Annotated in this window: 14 protein-coding genes; 12 read left to right on the top strand and 2 right to left on the bottom strand. The window is 38.0% G+C overall.

The annotated features are described in order from the left end of the window. Position 1: 1 nt before the first annotated feature. From ACMGGO_RS18005 to opp4C, 12 genes are all read left to right on the top strand, one after another. Positions 2-1,279: a dihydroorotase gene (locus ACMGGO_RS18005; RefSeq protein ID WP_103117551.1), complete on the top strand. Its 1,278-nt coding sequence runs from the start codon at positions 2-4 to the stop codon at positions 1,277-1,279. Beyond that, the gene (gene carA / locus ACMGGO_RS18000; protein ID WP_115673785.1) at positions 1,279-2,379 is read left to right on the top strand and encodes a glutamine-hydrolyzing carbamoyl-phosphate synthase small subunit; all 1,101 of its coding nucleotides are present in this window, start codon (positions 1,279-1,281) and stop codon (positions 2,377-2,379) included. Before ACMGGO_RS18005 ends, carA begins: the two co-directional genes overlap by 1 nt. Next, positions 2,372-5,569, top strand: coding sequence for a carbamoyl-phosphate synthase large subunit (gene carB / locus ACMGGO_RS17995; RefSeq protein ID WP_420282116.1), 3,198 nt, complete (start codon positions 2,372-2,374; stop codon positions 5,567-5,569). Before carA ends, carB begins: the two co-directional genes overlap by 8 nt. 1 nt (position 5,570) lies before the next feature. Next, complete coding sequence (locus tag ACMGGO_RS17990) at positions 5,571-6,344, top strand: dihydroorotate dehydrogenase electron transfer subunit (protein WP_004227355.1); 774 nt, start codon at positions 5,571-5,573, stop codon at positions 6,342-6,344. Then, the gene (locus ACMGGO_RS17985) at positions 6,341-7,252 is read left to right on the top strand and encodes a dihydroorotate dehydrogenase (protein WP_048394627.1); all 912 of its coding nucleotides are present in this window, start codon (positions 6,341-6,343) and stop codon (positions 7,250-7,252) included. The genes ACMGGO_RS17990 and ACMGGO_RS17985 overlap by 4 nt, the downstream gene beginning before the upstream one ends. Beyond that, positions 7,252-7,956: an orotidine-5'-phosphate decarboxylase gene (pyrF, locus tag ACMGGO_RS17980; RefSeq protein ID WP_054549870.1), complete on the top strand. Its 705-nt coding sequence runs from the start codon at positions 7,252-7,254 to the stop codon at positions 7,954-7,956. Before ACMGGO_RS17985 ends, pyrF begins: the two co-directional genes overlap by 1 nt. 3 nt (positions 7,957-7,959) lie before the next feature. After that, complete coding sequence (gene pyrE / locus ACMGGO_RS17975) at positions 7,960-8,589, top strand: orotate phosphoribosyltransferase (RefSeq protein ID WP_048394623.1); 630 nt, start codon at positions 7,960-7,962, stop codon at positions 8,587-8,589. A gap of 880 nt (positions 8,590-9,469) precedes the next feature. After that, positions 9,470-10,465 (top strand): ABC transporter ATP-binding protein, encoded by a 996-nt coding sequence (locus ACMGGO_RS17970; protein ID WP_048395394.1) that lies wholly within the window; start codon positions 9,470-9,472, stop codon positions 10,463-10,465. A 4-nt stretch (positions 10,466-10,469) separates the two neighbouring features. Continuing rightward, positions 10,470-11,459 (top strand): ABC transporter ATP-binding protein, encoded by a 990-nt coding sequence (locus ACMGGO_RS17965; RefSeq protein ID WP_048395393.1) that lies wholly within the window; start codon positions 10,470-10,472, stop codon positions 11,457-11,459. A gap of 54 nt (positions 11,460-11,513) precedes the next feature. Continuing rightward, positions 11,514-13,247 carry an oligopeptide ABC transporter substrate-binding protein gene (gene opp4A, locus ACMGGO_RS17960; protein WP_048395392.1) on the top strand — a complete coding sequence of 578 codons (1,734 nt, stop codon included), beginning with the start codon at positions 11,514-11,516 and terminating at the stop codon, positions 13,245-13,247. Between the two features lie 82 nt (positions 13,248-13,329). After that, complete coding sequence (gene opp4B / locus ACMGGO_RS17955) at positions 13,330-14,295, top strand: oligopeptide ABC transporter permease (RefSeq protein WP_016994271.1); 966 nt, start codon at positions 13,330-13,332, stop codon at positions 14,293-14,295. 12 nt (positions 14,296-14,307) lie between these two features. Next, complete coding sequence (gene opp4C / locus ACMGGO_RS17950; RefSeq protein WP_048395389.1) at positions 14,308-15,216, top strand: oligopeptide ABC transporter permease; 909 nt, start codon at positions 14,308-14,310, stop codon at positions 15,214-15,216. Positions 15,217-15,767: 551 nt separating this feature from the next. On the opposite strand, the gene ACMGGO_RS17945 is transcribed toward opp4C, so the two are convergent. Next, positions 15,768-16,694: an ABC transporter ATP-binding protein gene (locus tag ACMGGO_RS17945; protein ID WP_048395387.1), complete on the bottom strand. Its 927-nt coding sequence runs from the start codon at positions 16,692-16,694 to the stop codon at positions 15,768-15,770. After that, positions 16,687-17,742 (bottom strand): ABC transporter ATP-binding protein, encoded by a 1,056-nt coding sequence (locus ACMGGO_RS17940; protein ID WP_257961583.1) that lies wholly within the window; start codon positions 17,740-17,742, stop codon positions 16,687-16,689. The genes ACMGGO_RS17945 and ACMGGO_RS17940 overlap by 8 nt, the downstream gene beginning before the upstream one ends. Positions 17,743-17,753: the final 11 nt, after the last annotated feature.

Here is a 17,753-nt window from a genome sequence, read left to right as displayed (position 1 = left end):
CATGACAAAGGTACTTCAAAATGTACAAATGCTAGATGAACAAGGTGAATTGAAGACAGTCAATATTGCAATGGCAGACGGAAAGATTACGGCTATTGGTCAAGATGTGACTGTAGCAGGTGCAGAACTGATTGAAGGACATGGTTTAATCGTAGCACCAGGCTTTATCGATGTTCATACACATTTACGAGAGCCAGGATTTGAGCATAAGGAAACCATTGCAACAGGTTCGGCATCAGCAGCAAAAGGCGGCTTTACGACAATTTGCGCAATGCCTAATACTAAGCCAGTACCTGATTCGGTTGAAAACATGCAACTTATCAATGGGCTCATTAAGGACAGTGCGGTTATTCGAGTACTCCCATACGGTTCCCTAACAAAGGATATATCGGGTGAGGTTCGAACAAATATTGAAGAATTAAAAGCACATGGAGCAGTGGCATTCTCAGATGATGGTGTTGGTATCCAGCTAGCCTCAACGATGTATGAGCAAATGAAAGATGCGGCCCAGCACGATATGGTCGTTGTAGCACATTGTGAGGACAACTCATTAATCTATGATGGTGTGATGCATGAAGGAAAGCGTAATAAAGAGCTAGGCCTCCCAGGAATACCTTCCATTTGTGAATCCGTACAAATTGCACGAGATGTACTACTTGCAGAAGCAGCAGGCGCTCGTTACCATGTTTGTCACGTATCGACGAAGGAATCAGTGCGTGCGGTAAGAGATGCAAAGGCTGCAGGAATCCGTGTCACAGCAGAAGTTTGTCCACATCATTTATTACTAGAAGAGATGGATATTCCATCTGATGATGCTAATTGGAAAATGAATCCACCATTACGCGCAGCGGATGATAAAGATTCTCTACATGCAGCACTACTTGATGGCACAATCGACTGCATTGCAACAGATCATGCGCCACACACAGTAGAAGAAAAATGCTGCGGTATGGTTGGCGCACCATTTGGTATTGTAGGTTTCGAAACAGCTTTCCCACTACTTTATACACAGTTTGTAGAAACAGGAAAGTGGACGTTAAAACAATTAGTTGATTGGATGACAGTGAAAGCAGCTGAGATTTTTGATCTGCCATATGGCACATTAGAAGTGGGTGCTTCAGCGGATATGATTTTAATTGATACTCAAAAAGAACAAACGATTGATGCAGAAGGCTTTGTATCAAAAGGTCGTAATACACCATTCAACGGCTGGGTGGCAAAGGGTTGGCCAGTACTAACGATTTTTGAAGGCAATATCGTATATCAGGAGGCAGAGTAATGAAAAAACGTTTACTAGTTTTAGAAGATGGCACAGTATTTACAGGTACAGCATTTGGTAGCGAGCGCGCTTCACAAGGTGAGGTTGTTTTCACAACAGGGATGACGGGTTATCAGGAAACGATTTCAGATCCTTCATTCTATGGACAAATTGTCACTTTAACTTATCCTTTAGTTGGTAATTACGGCATTAACCGTGATGACTTTGAATCGATTACGCCAGCTATTCGTGGATTTGTTGTGCGTGAATTAGCTAAAAATCCTTCAAATTTCCGCTGTGATTTAACTTTAGATGATTATTTGACATCAAAGGATATCCCAGGAATTGAAGGAATTGATACACGAAAATTAACACGTATTATTCGTAGTAAAGGTTCCGTAAAAGCGATTTTGACAGCTGCTGATGAAGAAGTAAATGTGGATGAAATAGTAGCACAATTACAAGCAACGCCAGCCATTACGCACCATGTTCGTGAAGTATCACCAAAAGCGGCCTATCCATCTCCAGGGCGTGGTAAACGAGTTGTCCTAATTGATTATGGAATGAAGCATGGGATTTTACGTGAATTAAACAAACGTGATTGTGATGTGCTAGTAGTACCTTATAATACGTCAGCTGAGGAAATTTTAGCTTGGCATCCAGATGGCATCATGCTGTCAAATGGACCAGGAAATCCTGAAGATGTTCAAGAAGGCATTGAAACAGTACGTAACTTAATTGGAAAAGTGCCAATGTTCGGTATTTGTTTAGGCCATCAAATCTTTTCTTTAGCAAGTGGTGCAAAAGCCTTTAAATTACCGTTTGGACACCGTGGTGGTAACCATCCAGTAAAAGATTTACGCACAGGTCGTACAGATTTAACATCTCAGAACCATGGCTATGCCATCGATATCGAATCATTAAAAGATACAGAGTTAGAATTAACACATATCGCGTTAAATGATGGAACATGTGAAGGTGTGCGTCATAAAAAATATCCAATTTTCACAGTGCAATATCACCCAGAAGCATCACCAGGTCCAGAAGATTCAAACCACTTATTTGATGAATTCATCGAAATGATGGAAGTAGAAGCAGGGAAGGGGAAACAACATGCCTAAACGTACAGATATTGAAACTATTTTAGTAATCGGCTCAGGCCCAATTGTTATCGGACAAGCAGCAGAATTTGACTATGCAGGAACACAAGCATGTCTTTCATTAAAAGAAGAGGGCTACCGCGTTATTTTAATCAATTCAAACCCTGCTACAATCATGACAGATACAGAAATTGCAGACAAAGTCTATATTGAGCCAATTTCTCTTGATTTTGTATCGCGTATATTACGTAAAGAACGTCCAGACGCGATTTTACCAACACTTGGTGGTCAAACGGGCCTAAATATGGCGATCGAATTAGACAAATCAGGTATTCTAGATGAGCTTGGGATTGAAATTTTTGGTACTAAATTAGATGCCATCCATAAAGCAGAGGACCGTGATTTATTCCGTAATTTAATGTATGAGCTAGGAGCTCCAGTTCCTGAATCTGATATTATTCATAACTTAGATGAAGCGAAAAGATTTGTTGCGAAAATTGGCTATCCTGTCATTGTTCGACCTGCCTTTACACTTGGCGGTACAGGGGGCGGTATTTGCTACAACGATCAAGACTTAGAAGAAATTGTGACATCGGGTTTAAAATATTCACCTGTAACGCAATGTCTATTAGAGAAATCAATCGCAGGCTATAAAGAAATTGAATACGAAGTAATGCGTGATGCAGCTGACAATGCCATCGTTGTATGTAACATGGAAAACGTTGACCCAGTAGGGATTCATACAGGTGACTCAATCGTTGTTGCACCAACGCAAACATTATCTGATCGCGAAAACCAAATGCTACGTAATATTTCACTCGATATTATTCGCGCATTAAAAATTGAAGGTGGCTGTAACGTACAGCTTGCACTTGATCCATATAGCTTTAATTACTATGTGATTGAAGTAAATCCACGTGTCTCTCGATCATCTGCATTAGCATCAAAAGCAACAGGTTATCCAATTGCTAAGCTAGCCGCTAAAATTGCAGTAGGCTTAACGTTAGATGAAATTAAAAATCCTGTAACAGGCTCAACATATGCTTGTTTTGAGCCTGCACTGGACTATATCGTAGCAAAAATTCCTCGCTGGCCATTCGATAAATTCGAATCTGCTAAACGTAATCTTGGTACGCAAATGAAAGCTACTGGTGAAGTAATGGCGTTAGGTCGTACTTTTGAGGAAGCTATGCTAAAAGCGGTTCGTTCTCTTGAGACAGGTCAAGTACACTTAGAGTTAAAACATGCTGAAGAAAATTCAGATTCTTGGATTGAAAAACGCATTCGCAAGGCTGGGGATGAGCGTCTATTCTTCATCGGTGAAGCTTTACGTCGAGGTGTAACAATTGAACAAATTCATGAATGGTCAGCAATCGATCTATTCTTCTTAAATAAATTTAAAAATATTGTGGATATGGAACAAACGCTTGCTGACAATAAGAATGATAAAGACGTACTACGAACAGCTAAACGTTTAGGCTTTGCAGATAAGAAAATTGCTGAGCTTTGGGAAACAACACCAGAAGAACTGTATGCTTATCGTAAAGAGCATGGTATTATGCCAGTCTATAAAATGGTGGATACATGTGCAGCAGAATTTGAATCAGAAACACCATATTTCTATGGCACTTATGAAGACGAAAATGAATCGATTAAGTCAGAAAAACCTTCTGTGGTGGTACTCGGTTCAGGTCCAATCCGCATTGGCCAAGGGGTAGAATTTGACTACGCCACAGTACACTCAGTATGGGCGATTCAAGAAGCAGGTTATGAAGCGATCATCATTAACTCAAATCCAGAAACAGTGTCAACAGATTTCTCAATTTCCGATAAATTATATTTTGAACCATTAACAATTGAGGATGTTATGCATATTATCGACTTAGAACAACCAATTGGTGTTGTTGTTCAATTCGGTGGTCAAACGGCTATTAACCTTGCTGATAAATTAGCTGCTAATGGTGTGAAAATCTTAGGTACGTCTCTTGAGGATATTGACCGTGCAGAAAACCGCGATAAATTTGAGCAGGCGCTACGTGAATTAGATATTCCACAACCTCAAGGAGAAACAGCGGTTTCTACAGAGGAAGCTCTTGCCATTGGTGAGCGTCTAGGCTTCCCAGTGCTTGTCCGCCCTTCTTATGTACTTGGTGGACGTGCAATGGAAATTGTTTATAACCAAGAAGAATTACAGCACTATATGGAAAACGCGGTAGAGGCATCTCCAGATCATCCAGTATTAGTAGACCGTTACTTAACAGGACAGGAAATTGAAGTAGATGCTATCTGTGACGGTGAGAATGTGTTAATACCAGGAATTATGGAGCATATCGAGCGTGCAGGAGTTCACTCTGGTGACTCAATCTCTGTTTATCCACCGCAAAAATTAACACAGGCACAAAAAGATACATTAGTTGACTATACAACTCGTCTTGCGAAGGGGCTAGGCATCATCGGCTTAATGAACATCCAATATGTCATTTCACAAAACGAAGTATTTGTTATCGAGGTGAACCCACGTTCATCACGTACAGTACCGTTCCTAAGTAAGATTACAAATATCCCAATGGCTAATATTGCAACAAAAGCAATCCTTGGCAAATCCATTGTAGAGCAAGGCTATCCAACAGGCCTAGCAGCTGAGCAAAAAGGCGTATTTGTAAAAGTACCAGTGTTCTCATTCGCTAAATTACGACGTGTAGACATTACATTAGGACCTGAAATGAAATCTACTGGTGAAGTAATGGGGAAAGATGCAACATTAGAAAAAGCTCTTTATAAAGGCTTAGTTGCAGCAGGTATGGAAATACGAACAGAAGGTACAGTATTATTCACTGTGTCTGATAAAGATAAGGAAGAAGCGATTGCATTAGCAAAACGCTTCTCAACAGTAGGCTATCGCATTGTAGCAACTGAAGGTACAGCAAAAGCATTTGAAGCAGCAGGCGTACGAACTGATGTAGTAGGCAAGATTGGGGCGAAAGGACAAACATTGATTGACCTTATCCAAAATGGGGAAGCTCAGCTTGTTGTCAACACTTTAACAAAAGGCAAGCAACCAGCTCGTGACGGCTTCCGAATTCGTCGTGAGTCTGTAGAAAATGGTGTTCCTTGTCTAACATCTTTAGATACAGCAGAAGCCATGGTACGTGTTATCGAATCTATGACATTTACAGCAGAACAAATGCCAAAAGCGGAGGTAGTACACTAATATGATACGTCAAGAGAAAATGACGGTCGTCTCTCAAAAGCAAATTGCGACAAACATTTTCGAACTGACACTTCATGGTGAACTGGTTCAGGAGATGACTCCTGGCCAGTTTGTCCATGTAAAGGTGTCGGATTCATTGGAGCCGCTTTTACGTCGACCAATTAGTATTGCAAATATTGATAAAGACAACAATGAGTTTACAATGATCTATCGTGCTGAGGGGCGTGGTACGAAAGTTCTGGCAACAAATCGAGAAGGTCAGCTGGTCAACGTACTTGGACCAATTGGGAATGGTTTCCCAGTAGAAGCGGTGCAAGAGGGAGGTACTGCACTACTAGTTGGTGGTGGCATTGGTGTCCCTCCATTACATGAGCTAGCCAAGCAATTGAATGCTCGTGGTGTGAAAACAATCCACGTCTTAGGCTTCCAAACAAAAGATGTCTGCTTTTATGAGGATGAATTTAGTGCACTTGGTGAAACGCATTATGTTACGGTGGATGGCTCGAAAGGTACAAAAGGCTTTGTAACAACGGTTTTAGAGTCGCATGCTCCTGAATTTGATGTTTTTTATTCCTGTGGACCCTTACCAATGTTAAGAGCATTAGAAGGCTTTTATCCTGAAAAAGAAGGCTATTTATCATTTGAAGAACGTATGGGCTGTGGTATTGGAGCTTGCTTTGCATGTGTATGCAAAACAACTGATCAGGTTGAAAAAGACTATGTTAAAGTTTGCTCTGATGGTCCAGTTTTCCCGAAAGGAACGGTGGCACTATGAGTCGTTTAACAATTCAAATACCAGGCTTAGATTTAAAAAACCCTATTATGCCAGCCTCAGGTTGCTTTGGCTTTGGTCGTGAATATGCACAGCTTTATGATTTATCTAAACTAGGGGCTATCATGATTAAGGCAACAACGGTCGAAACGCGTGCAGGTAACCCTACGCCACGTGTTGCCGAAACAGCAGCGGGGATGTTAAATGCCATTGGTCTACAAAATCCGGGCATTGAAAAAGTGATGAATGAGGAATTAAAATTTTTAGAGGATTATAATGTGCCCATCATCGCCAATGTTGCTGGAACAGAGACATCAGACTATGTAGAAGTAGCACGCCGTATTTCAACAGCCTCAAATGTTAAAGCATTGGAGCTGAATATTTCGTGCCCTAATGTGAAATGTGGTGGTATTCAATTTGGAACAGATCCTGCTACTGCACGTGAGCTGGTCAAGGCTGTCAAGGCTGTGTCAGAAGTGCCAGTCTATGTGAAGTTATCACCAAACGTGACGAACATCGTTGATATTGCCCTAGCTGTTGAAGCAGGTGGAGCAGATGGTATTACCATGATTAATACATTGGTTGGTATGCGTTTAGATGAGCGTACAGGTAAGCCAGTCATAGCTAATGGCACAGGTGGACTATCTGGTCCTGCTGTAAAACCTGTAGCAATACGAATGGTTTATGAGGTGTACAAGGCTGTCAATATTCCGATAATTGGTATGGGCGGTGTAACGGAAGCACAGGATGTCATTGATTTTATGTCCGCAGGTGCTTCAGCTGTAGCAGTAGGAACAGCTAACTTTGTTGACCATTTCGTTTGCCCGAACATTATTGAAGAATTACCAGCAAAGCTGGATGCATTAGGTGTAGAACATATAACAGAGATTATTGGAAGGAGCCATCGTTGATGAATACGAAACCTATACTAGCTCTAGATTTTCCAGGAGAAAAAGAAGTATTCGATTTTCTTAAAAAATTCGATGAGCCTCTTTTCGTGAAAATTGGAATGGAATTATATATGCAAGAAGGACCTGATATCGTACGCAAAGTAAAGGATTTAGGTCATGATATTTTCCTTGATTTAAAATTACATGATATCCCAAATACAGTAGGCTCTGCGATGAAGGGGCTAGCAAAATTAGGGGTAGATTTAGTCAATGTCCATGCTGCAGGCGGACGTGCTATGATGGAAGCAGCTCTAGAAGGACTTGAAGCAGGAACACCAACAGGCAAAGAACGTCCTGCACTAATAGCTGTTACTCAATTAACATCCACAACAGAAGAACAAATGCAAGCAGAACAAAAGATTGCTCTTTCATTGCAAGAGTCTGTCCTACACTACGCAGGGCTGACAAAGGAAGCAGGCTTACAAGGTGTTGTTTGCTCTGTCCATGAGGCTAAGGCGATTGCTGAGGTGTGTGGAGATGAATTTCTACGTGTCACACCTGGGATTCGTTTAGCTGGAGGTGCTGCACACGATCAAAAACGTATAGCAACACCTGATGGGGCAAAGCGTGATGGTTCATCACTCATCGTTGTTGGCCGTGCTGTAACAGGTGCACAGGATCCAGTAGCAGCATATAAAATCGTAAGTGAATTATGGGAGGCATAAATTATGACATTACAAAATGAAATTGCACACGCTATGTTAAAAGTTGGAGCAGTAGAATTAAATCCTACAGAGCTATTTACATGGGCATCTGGTATTAAATCACCTATTTACTGTGATACACGTTTAACAATTTCCGATCCAGTTATTCGTAAACAATTAGCAAATGGTTTAGCCTCTGTCATCAAAGAAAATTTCGGAGCGACAGAAATTGTAGCAGGAACAGCTACAGCAGGTATCCCACATGCGGCATGGGTAAGTGATATTTTAGAATTACCAATGGTTTATGTACGCTCTAAAGCGAAGGAGCATGGCCGTGGTAATCAAATTGAAGGAAAATACGTAGCAGGACAAAAAGTAGTGGTTGTGGAGGATATCGTTTCTACAGGTGGTTCTTCCATTACAGCAGTAGAAGCATTGCGTGCAGCAGGCTGTGAGGTGCTTGGAGTTGTTTGTGTTTACACATATAATCTTCCACGCGCTGAACAAGCATTTGATGAGGCTGGCATTCAATACGTATCATTAACAAATTTTGATTATCTGATTGAAGCAGCAAATGAATCCGGCGCTATTAAAGAAGAAGATATTCCATTCTTAAAAGAGTGGCATGGAAAATTAAAAGCTGGAGAGCTATAATTAGAAATCTTGTAAAAGTAGTAGTGAAACATAGAGTTACTGGAATATAAAAGAGAGCAAATGCATAGAAACAACTATCGATACTTTTGTTGATAGTTGTTTTTTTGTGTTTTTTCGATGTAGTCAAAGGAAAATAAACTTTATTAACTTTTAAGAGAAGTATGGCCTATAGATTAAAGAAATTATAAAAATAATTTATTTTTTTAATGTAATATAAAACACTTCATTTGTTTAGTGCTTTAGTAAATAAAATTATTCGTTAATAATAATTAGGAAAATTTAGTATCATTCTCTGAATTAAATAAACAATAAAAATCCTTTTATAATCATGTTTTCCAAATAAAAGTAAATTTTGACGTAGTATGTGTGGATCAATTGAGTAGGTTATTATTATTTTAATAAAATAAAAAAATGATACTTTAGGCAAATAAAGTTGAAAATGAACTAATATTCAGTATGCTTAAACCTAAAGTGTCCAATTTGAAATGGTATAGTTGTATGGATTATTTTGTATGTAATATTATGAGAATTGTAAAAATTCACTTGATTAAATGTATTATTTCCAGATAAAATAGCATTACGCCTAATTGTCAGAATATTATATACTGATCCAGTTACTATTACATTTGGAAAATAGGATCAATTTATGTAATGAAGATGTTCTTTTTAAAATTTGATGTTTTTTTTAGCTAATATAATTTTGAAATAGGTTTAACATCTTAGGATCTAATTTTTCGGAATATTGAATCTTATGAAGGAAGTCAAAAGCTAATTTCTTTTTACATCTTTTACTTAAAGAATACATTTTAGACATATGTTTCTGTTGCTTACATAAAGGATGTAGTGATTTTTAGTAAAAAAATTAAAGGTGTGATATTAAATGAGCTTAATGTTAGAAGTGAAAAACCTTAAAACTGGTTTCGATATAGATGGGGATATCTATCATGCTGTTGATGATGTTTCTTTTTCAGTCAAATCAGGTCAAATTATTGGGGTAGTTGGAGAATCTGGATGTGGAAAAAGTGTCATGTCACTTTCAGTTATGCAGCTTCTTCCAAAAGGGATTGGCAAAATTACAGGCGGAGAAATTAAGTTTGAAGGAAAAAACATCGAAAATTATTCTAGCGATGACATGAATAAGATTAGAGGAAAAGATATCAGTATGATTTTCCAAGAACCCATGACATCATTAAATCCCGTTTTTACAATTGGTTCACAAATACAAGAGATTATCTTAAATCACTCTAAAATCTCAAAGGCTGAGGCTAAAAGTAAAGCAATAGACTTATTAAAGCAAGTCGGCATACCCAGAGCGGATCAAATTGTAGATGAGTATCCTCACCAATTATCTGGTGGTATGAGACAAAGGGTTATGATTGCCATTGCCATTGCATGTCAACCTAAACTATTAATTGCAGATGAGCCTACTACGGCACTTGATGTGACGGTGCAAGCTCAAATCTTAGAGCTATTAAAGACAATTCAAGCAAAAAATGATATGTCCATCGTACTTATTACACATGATTTAGGCGTCGTAGCCGAAATGTGTGATGAAGTAATTATCATGTACGCGGGGAAAATTGTAGAAAAAACAAATGTAGATAATTTGTTCCACAATCCGCAGCATCCTTATACAAAGCTATTAATGGCTTCTATACCAAGAATCGATGAGGAAGTTGAAAAGTTAACGACCATTCAAGGGATTGTACCTTCGTTGAAAAATATGCCCCAAATAGGTTGCCGTTTTGTGGATAGATGTCCTTCAGCTATGCCTGATTGTAGCAAGGTTACGCCGCAACTTTCCTTTATAGATGATGGACATGAGGTATCTTGTTTACTTTATGAAAGTTGCGATACTAGAAAGGGTGTGAGCTGACAACATGAATGAAACAATCGTAAAACAAAAAAAGGATAACTTATTAGAAATAATTGATTTGAAAACATATTACCCAATCAAAGGTGGCTTCTTAAGGCATACTGTTGGTCATGTAAAAGCAGTGGATAACATTTCTTTTTCTATTAAAAATGGCGAGACATTAGGGTTAGTTGGAGAATCGGGTTGCGGAAAATCGACAACTGGACGGACAATTTTAAGATTATTAGACTCGACGGATGGAAAAATTATCTTTGATGGTAAAGATATTACAAACTTGAGAGGGAAATCTTTAAGAGATATACGAAAAGATATTCAAATGGTATTTCAGGATCCATACGCATCTTTAAATCCTATGCAAATGGTAGGAAGCATTGTTGCAGAGCCAATTATGAATTTCAGTAACAAATCATTGAAATCATTAAAAGGCGAGGTAATGGAGCTATTAAGAAAAGTCGGCTTACCTGAAGATGCCTATTATAAATATGCTCATGAGTTCTCAGGTGGTCAGCGCCAGCGTATTGGTATTGCTCGGGCACTAGCACTTAGACCAAAGCTTATTATTGCAGACGAGCCTGTTTCAGCCTTAGATGTATCAGTACAATCACAAGTTCTTAATCTATTAAAAGAACTTCAGGATGAGTTTGATTTAACATTCCTGTTTATCGCACATGATTTAAGTGTGGTCAAGCATATGAGCGATCGAATTGGCGTGATGTATCTAGGAAATATTGTAGAAATAGCTGATAAGGAACATATTTACGATGAGCCATTACATCCTTATACACAAGCATTGATCTCTGCAATACCTGTGCCAGATCCGAGAAAGAAAAATAGTCGTATTGTTTTAGAGGGAGATATACCGAGTCCTGCTAATCCACCATCAGGCTGTCCATTCCATCCAAGGTGTCCAAAGGCAATGGCAGAATGTTCATTATCTAAGCCAGCTTTAAAGGAGGTGAAGTCGGGGCATAGTGTTGCTTGTCATTTATATTAAAAACTAAAAACGGAAAATAGTTATTGACAAAAATAAAATTACGGGGGGAAAAAAATGAAAAAATCAGCATTATGGTCATTTATGCTATTGCTAGTTATGGCATTATTTTTAGCTGCATGTAATAATGACTCATCAAAAACAGAGAAGGAAAATGAAAAGGATACAAGCGGGGATACAACGACAACAACAGATGAACCTTCTACAGAGGGTGGCATCGTAACATATGGTACGGATGTTGCACCTGAAGGCGTATATGATCCTGCTTATTCAGGTAGTATTGTAGACAGCTATATTCAAAATTTCACAATGGAAGGTATTTATGATGTAAATGATGACTTAGAATATGTTCCAAACTTAGCTTCATGGGAAATTAGTGAGGATAAATTAACGTATACGTTTACATTCCAGAAGGGTGTAAAATGGCATAATGGTGAGGAATTAACAGCTGATGACTGGGTTTTTGCTTTAGAAACTCTTGCGCATCCTGATTATGCTGGACCTCGCTACAATTATGTTGAGGGAATTAAAGGTGCCAAAGCTAAAAAAGAAGGTAAGGCTGACAAAATCGAAGGTATTGAAGTAGTAGATCCATACACTGTAAAAATCACTTTTGAACAAGTGAAAATTAATAATTTAGAAAATCTATGGTCAAATCCAATGCCGAAGAAACATTATGAAGGTATTGCTGTTAAGGATTTAGAGGAGTCAAAGCAAGTTCGTGAAAATCCTGTTGGCTTAGGGCCATTTAAGGTGAAAAAAGTTGTAGATGGAGAATATTCTGAATTAGAGCGTTTTGATGATTACTGGAAGGGCAAACCACAGCTTGATGGTGTTATTGTAAAAGTAATTGACCCATCATTAGCAACTGGTGCATTCCAAAATGGAGAAATTGACATTATGGATATTAGACCACAATCCGTAAAAGAATTAGAAGCATTAGGCAATGTACGTATTGAAGAAACTAATGGTGTGGGCTATTCATACATCGGACTTCGTTTTGGTCATCGTGATAAAGCTACATTAAAAAATGTGGCAGATTTTGATAAATTTAATGCAAAAGAATTACGTCAAGCATTATTATATGCAATTAACCGTCCAGCAATGATCGATGCTTTCTTAGAAGGAAAAGCAACAGTTGCCAACACTGTGATTCCAACTACTTTCTGGACTGCTGCACCAGAGTCAGAACTAAACCAATATGAATTCAACCCAGAAAAAGCAAAAGAGCTATTAGCATCTGCAGGTTATGTAGATAAAGATGGTGATGGTTTCGTAGAAGATCCAAAGGGACAACCATTTAAAATTTCATTTGGTCACTATGCAGGTTCAGCAGCATTTGAAGGACGTGCACAAGCAATTGTTCAATCTTGGAATGATATTGGTGTAAAAACAGAATTAGCGACAGGTAGTTTAATTGAGTTTAACTTATATAATGATATGAAAGATAATGATGATGCAGCTTTAGAAGCATTCTTCGGTGCGTGGAGTACAGGTGCTGATCCAGATCCATCAGGATTATGGGGTAATGACGCTGAGTGGAACTATGGTCGTTGGGTAGATCCTAAAAACCAAGAATTATTGGATAAAGGCTTAAGTGAAGAAGCATTTGACAAAGAAAAACGTATGGCAACATATGTTGAATGGCAAAAATACTTCAACGAAGAATTACCTGCACTTCCTTTATGGGAAAACTTAGATTTATATGGTATTAATAACCGTTTACAAGGTGTTCATGTCAACGCTGTTGGCTTCCAAACGGATGTTTATAAATGGCATATTAAAGAATAAGCTATTGTGTACTTTAATTCTTGCTAACTAAGTCCTTGAACAGAGGACTTAGTTAGTAAATTTATAGATAAGGAGACGTTACATGCTTCAATATACACTTCGACGACTACTTGGCATGATCCCATTGTTACTCCTTATTTCGTTGGTGGTATTCTTTTTAGCGAAAATGATGCCAGGAGATGCATTTGCTGGTGAAATTGATCCTTCTAATACGAATCCACAATATATCGAAGAAATGAGAGAAAAATTAGGCTATAACGATCCTATTATCCAGCAATACGGTAGATGGATTGTTAATTTTATGCAAGGGGATTTTGGTAAATCAACTGTTTATAAGAAACCAGCAGTAGAAATTATTGCGCAGCGTATACCTAATACCATATTTTTAGCTCTAACATCGTTAATTTTTACCTACATATTTGCATTTATCATGGGCATGTATGCTGGTAGAAAACCCTATACACTTGGGGATAATTTGATTGCAACGTATAATTATCTAGCTTTAGCCATTCCGTCATTTGTTGCGGGAATTGTAGCCATTTACTTTTTCTCGTTCAAATTAGGTTGGTTCCCATTTAACGGATCTGTTGGTGTCGGGCTAGAGCCTGGAAATTTGGACTACTATATAAGTAGATTCCACCATGTTTTACTACCTGCGCTTATATTAGGATTGATGGGAACAGCATCCTATACACAATTTTTGCGGAATGACATTATTGAAAATAGTAGAAAAGATTTTGTAAGAACTGCGAGAGCAAAGGGAACAAAAGAATCGAAAATTTATAACAAACATATTTTACGAAATTCTATTATTCCTCTTATTACGTTCCTTGGGTTTGATATCGCAACATTAATTAGCGGTGCAGTAATAACAGAAACAATCTTTACGTATCCTGGAATAGGTGCTCTCTTCCTTGAATCTGTTGGAAGAAGGGATTATGCAGTCATGATGTCGATCACAATGTTACTTTCGTTTTTAACACTTTTTGGAAATTTAATAGCGGATTTATTATATGGTGTAGTAGATCCACGTATTAGATTGGATTAAGGAGGGGGAAATATGACATTGGTAACGGATCAAGAAGTTTTAACGCCAAAATCGCCAAAGAAAAGCCCCTCGCCATGGGTAATTGCGAGACGAAAGTTCTTTAAAAATAAACTAGCCTTGATTAGCCTTATATTTCTACTGATCGTTATTATCTTATCGTTTCTAGCACCATATATTACAACTAAAGATATTGTCCGGGTTGATTTTACCCAAATAAGTAAACCACCATCTAGTGAAAATTGGTTAGGAACAGATACAAATGGACGAGATGTGTTTACAAGAATGCTCTATGCTGGTAGATCCTCCTTAACAGTAGGATTAAGCTGTATGTTCTTTATTGTTTTAATTGGAACTACTGTCGGCGCCATTTCAGGGTACTTTGGTGGAAAAATAGATCAAATACTCATGAGATTTACAGATTTTATCTTAATGTTTCCATTTATGATTTTTGTAATTGTTTTAAATCAAATTCTAATTGGAAAAGTATCTGGTCTATGGACTTTGATTTTTGTTATCTCACTGTTAATGTGGGGATCAGTTGCAAGGATTGTACGAAGTAGGGTGCTTGCTGAAAAGGAAAATGAGTATATATTAGCAGCTCAATCAATAGGATGTAAATCATCAAAGATTATTATGAAGCATTTACTACCTAATGTTGCTTCGACGATTATTGTACAAGCAACATTGCTGATGGCTGTAACAATCGTCGCTGAATCTGGTTTAAGCTTTTTAGGGTTGGGCGTACCAGCAGATACACCAAGTTGGGGGAATATGCTGTCCGAAGCTAGAAACTCAGAGGTATTAAAGGAGAAGCTTTGGATGTGGGTGCCTCCTGCAACAGCTATTACGCTAGTAATTTTGTCCATTAATTTTATCGGAGAAGGGTTAAAGGATGCATTAAATCCAAAATCTAGAAGGTAATTAAAAAATGGATATTAAATAAGTGACAAGAAAATAGGGCACCTTTAAATGTAAAAGTAATCACATTTAAAGGTGCCGAATTTTATAAAGGATAATAGTTTAATACATAGTAATATTGATTGTCCTTACAGAGACCATAGAGACCTGGAAATAATGTTTTGAGAGCAACTATTATGGTCTAATCACACAAGGCTTTGGACTGTGGCATGGACCAGGGTAGGCAGATGCTGTGGTAGAACCAACACTAATTAATACGATTGTAAAACAACATGTAGCAAGAAGAAGTTTCATACTTCTTTTCATTGAATACACCCCTTTATTCGTGTTAACTCTATCATAATATATTCCTTAAAATATTTAAACTAATTTTACATAAATGGTATTTATTTACTAATTATTTTATGTAAAATAAAAGAATGAAGGGAATTATAGTCTACTAAAAGGTAGTAAGTTTATTTAGGTTTAGTCTGATGGGGATATTGGGTAATAAAAGAAGAAAATTAAAAAAACTCCCATCACAGTTTTTATACTGTCGATAGGAGTTATAGCTTTTAGCGATTACCAACCCAAGTTTTTACTAGATCAGCAGTACCATAAACATAATGCTGGTCACCTACTTCATGGTAGGTTGCACTTTCGTCAACCTCTGTATGCTTGTACTGAATACGTTGACGGCGCTTCTCTGACATTGGATCAGGAAGTGGGATAGCTGATAATAAAGATTTTGTATACGGATGAACAGGGTGATTGTAAATATCATCTGCTTTACCGATTTCCATGATTTTACCACGGTACATTACAGCAATACGGTCACTGATGTATTTTACCATAGATAAGTCATGGGCAATGAAAAGATATGTTAAGCCACGTTCTTTTTGTAGTTGTTTTAGTAAGTTAACAACTTGCGCTTGGATAGATACGTCTAGCGCAGAGATTGGCTCATCTGCAATGATAAACTTAGGATCTAAACTTAGTGCACGGGCAATCCCAATACGTTGACGTTGACCACCAGAGAATTCGTGTGCGTAACGATTCGCGTGTTCTTTGTTTAAACCAACAGCTTCAAGTAACTCTTGAATTTTTGCACGACGTTCTTTTTTATCCTTGTAAAGGCCATGAATATCAAAGGCTTCACCAATGATCTCACCAGCCGTCATACGAGGGTTTAAAGAAGCATAAGGATCTTGGAAAATCATTTGCATTTGACGGTTAAATTTCTTTAACTCATTTTTAGATTTTTTTCCATGGACATTTTCACCATCGAAAACAATCTCGCCACCTGTAATATCATATAAACGAATTATTGAACGACCAGTTGTTGACTTACCACAACCTGATTCACCCACAAGACCAAGTGTTTCACCTTCGTAAACATCGAAGCTGATACCATCTACAGCTTTGATAGGATTACTTGGCGAACCAAAATGCTGCTGTAAATTTTTGATTTCAAGAATTTTTTTCGCACCAGTTTTAGTCATTTTCTTGTGCCTCCTTTGCTAAATACCCTTCAATACGTTTAGCAACCGCATCTGGAAGAGGAATCTTTGGTGCATCAGGATGCAACAACCAAGTCTTTGCAAAATGTGTTTCACTTACTTGGAACATTGGTGGCTCTTGTTCATAATCAATGGCCATAGCATACTCGTTACGAGCTGCAAATGCATCACCCTTAGGTGGATTCGTCAGATCTGGTGGTGAGCCTGGAATCGTACGTAATAGCTCATCAGTATCATTATCTAAATCTGGCATTGAACCAAGTAGACCCCATGTGTAAGGATGCTTTGGATTATAGAAAATATCATTTACAGTACCATATTCAACGATTTGTCCAGCGTACATTACTGCTACACGGTCAGCGATATTCGCCACTACACCTAAATCGTGTGTAATGAAAATGATAGATGTTTGCGAGTTTTTCTGAATTTCTTTCATTAATTCTAAAATTTGCGCTTGAATTGTTACGTCTAGAGCTGTTGTCGGCTCATCTGCAATTAATAGCTTAGGATCAGCTGCAAGGGCAATGGCAATAACAACACGTTGACGCATACCACCTGAAAATTCATGTGGGTATTGGTTATAGCGTTTTTCAGGGAAGGGGATACCTACCTGTGTTAAAAGCTCAATTGCACGTTTTTTCGCTTCGTCTTTAGAAACTTTTTTGTGTTGCAAAATTACTTCAGTTATTTGACGTCCGACCTTCATTGTTGGGTTCAAACTTGTCATAGGATCTTGGAAAATCATTGCAATTTCATTTCCGCGTACTTTAGACATTTCTTTATCAGTTAATGGAACTAAATCACGGCCATTGAATAAAATTTGTCCTGACTCATAAATACCAGGTGGCTGGGGAATTAGTTTCATTAATGCATTACTTGTAACACTTTTACCAGAGCCTGATTCACCTACTATAGCGAGTGTTTCACCCTCCTTTAAATCAAAGTTAACACCACGTACAGCACGGACAAGCCCTGCATAAGTTTTAAAGTTAATTCTTAAATCTTTTACTTCTAGAATTGTTTTACTCATTTCGGCCACCT

It is taken from the genome of Lysinibacillus sp. BNK-21 (assembly GCF_048684915.1).
Lineage (GTDB): Bacteria > Bacillota > Bacilli > Bacillales_A > Planococcaceae > Lysinibacillus > Lysinibacillus capsici.
This window is presented reverse-complemented; position numbering and strand designations above follow the sequence as displayed.

Coding starts and splice junctions, on each gene's coding strand:
- opp4C (WP_048395389.1), top strand. CDS start 14,308: ATGACATTGGTAACGGATCAAGAAGTTTTAACGCCAAAATCGCCAAAG.
- ACMGGO_RS17990 (WP_004227355.1), top strand. CDS start 5,571: ATGATACGTCAAGAGAAAATGACGGTCGTCTCTCAAAAGCAAATTGCG.
- pyrF (WP_054549870.1), top strand. CDS start 7,252: ATGAATACGAAACCTATACTAGCTCTAGATTTTCCAGGAGAAAAAGAA.
- pyrE (WP_048394623.1), top strand. CDS start 7,960: ATGACATTACAAAATGAAATTGCACACGCTATGTTAAAAGTTGGAGCA.
- ACMGGO_RS17945 (WP_048395387.1), bottom strand. CDS start 16,694: ATGACTAAAACTGGTGCGAAAAAAATTCTTGAAATCAAAAATTTACAG.
- carA (WP_115673785.1), top strand. CDS start 1,279: ATGAAAAAACGTTTACTAGTTTTAGAAGATGGCACAGTATTTACAGGT.
- ACMGGO_RS17970 (WP_048395394.1), top strand. CDS start 9,470: ATGAGCTTAATGTTAGAAGTGAAAAACCTTAAAACTGGTTTCGATATA.
- ACMGGO_RS17965 (WP_048395393.1), top strand. CDS start 10,470: ATGAATGAAACAATCGTAAAACAAAAAAAGGATAACTTATTAGAAATA.
- opp4B (WP_016994271.1), top strand. CDS start 13,330: ATGCTTCAATATACACTTCGACGACTACTTGGCATGATCCCATTGTTA.
- carB (WP_420282116.1), top strand. CDS start 2,372: ATGCCTAAACGTACAGATATTGAAACTATTTTAGTAATCGGCTCAGGC.
- ACMGGO_RS18005 (WP_103117551.1), top strand. CDS start 2: ATGACAAAGGTACTTCAAAATGTACAAATGCTAGATGAACAAGGTGAA.
- ACMGGO_RS17985 (WP_048394627.1), top strand. CDS start 6,341: ATGAGTCGTTTAACAATTCAAATACCAGGCTTAGATTTAAAAAACCCT.
- ACMGGO_RS17940 (WP_257961583.1), bottom strand. CDS start 17,742: ATGAGTAAAACAATTCTAGAAGTAAAAGATTTAAGAATTAACTTTAAA.
- opp4A (WP_048395392.1), top strand. CDS start 11,514: ATGAAAAAATCAGCATTATGGTCATTTATGCTATTGCTAGTTATGGCA.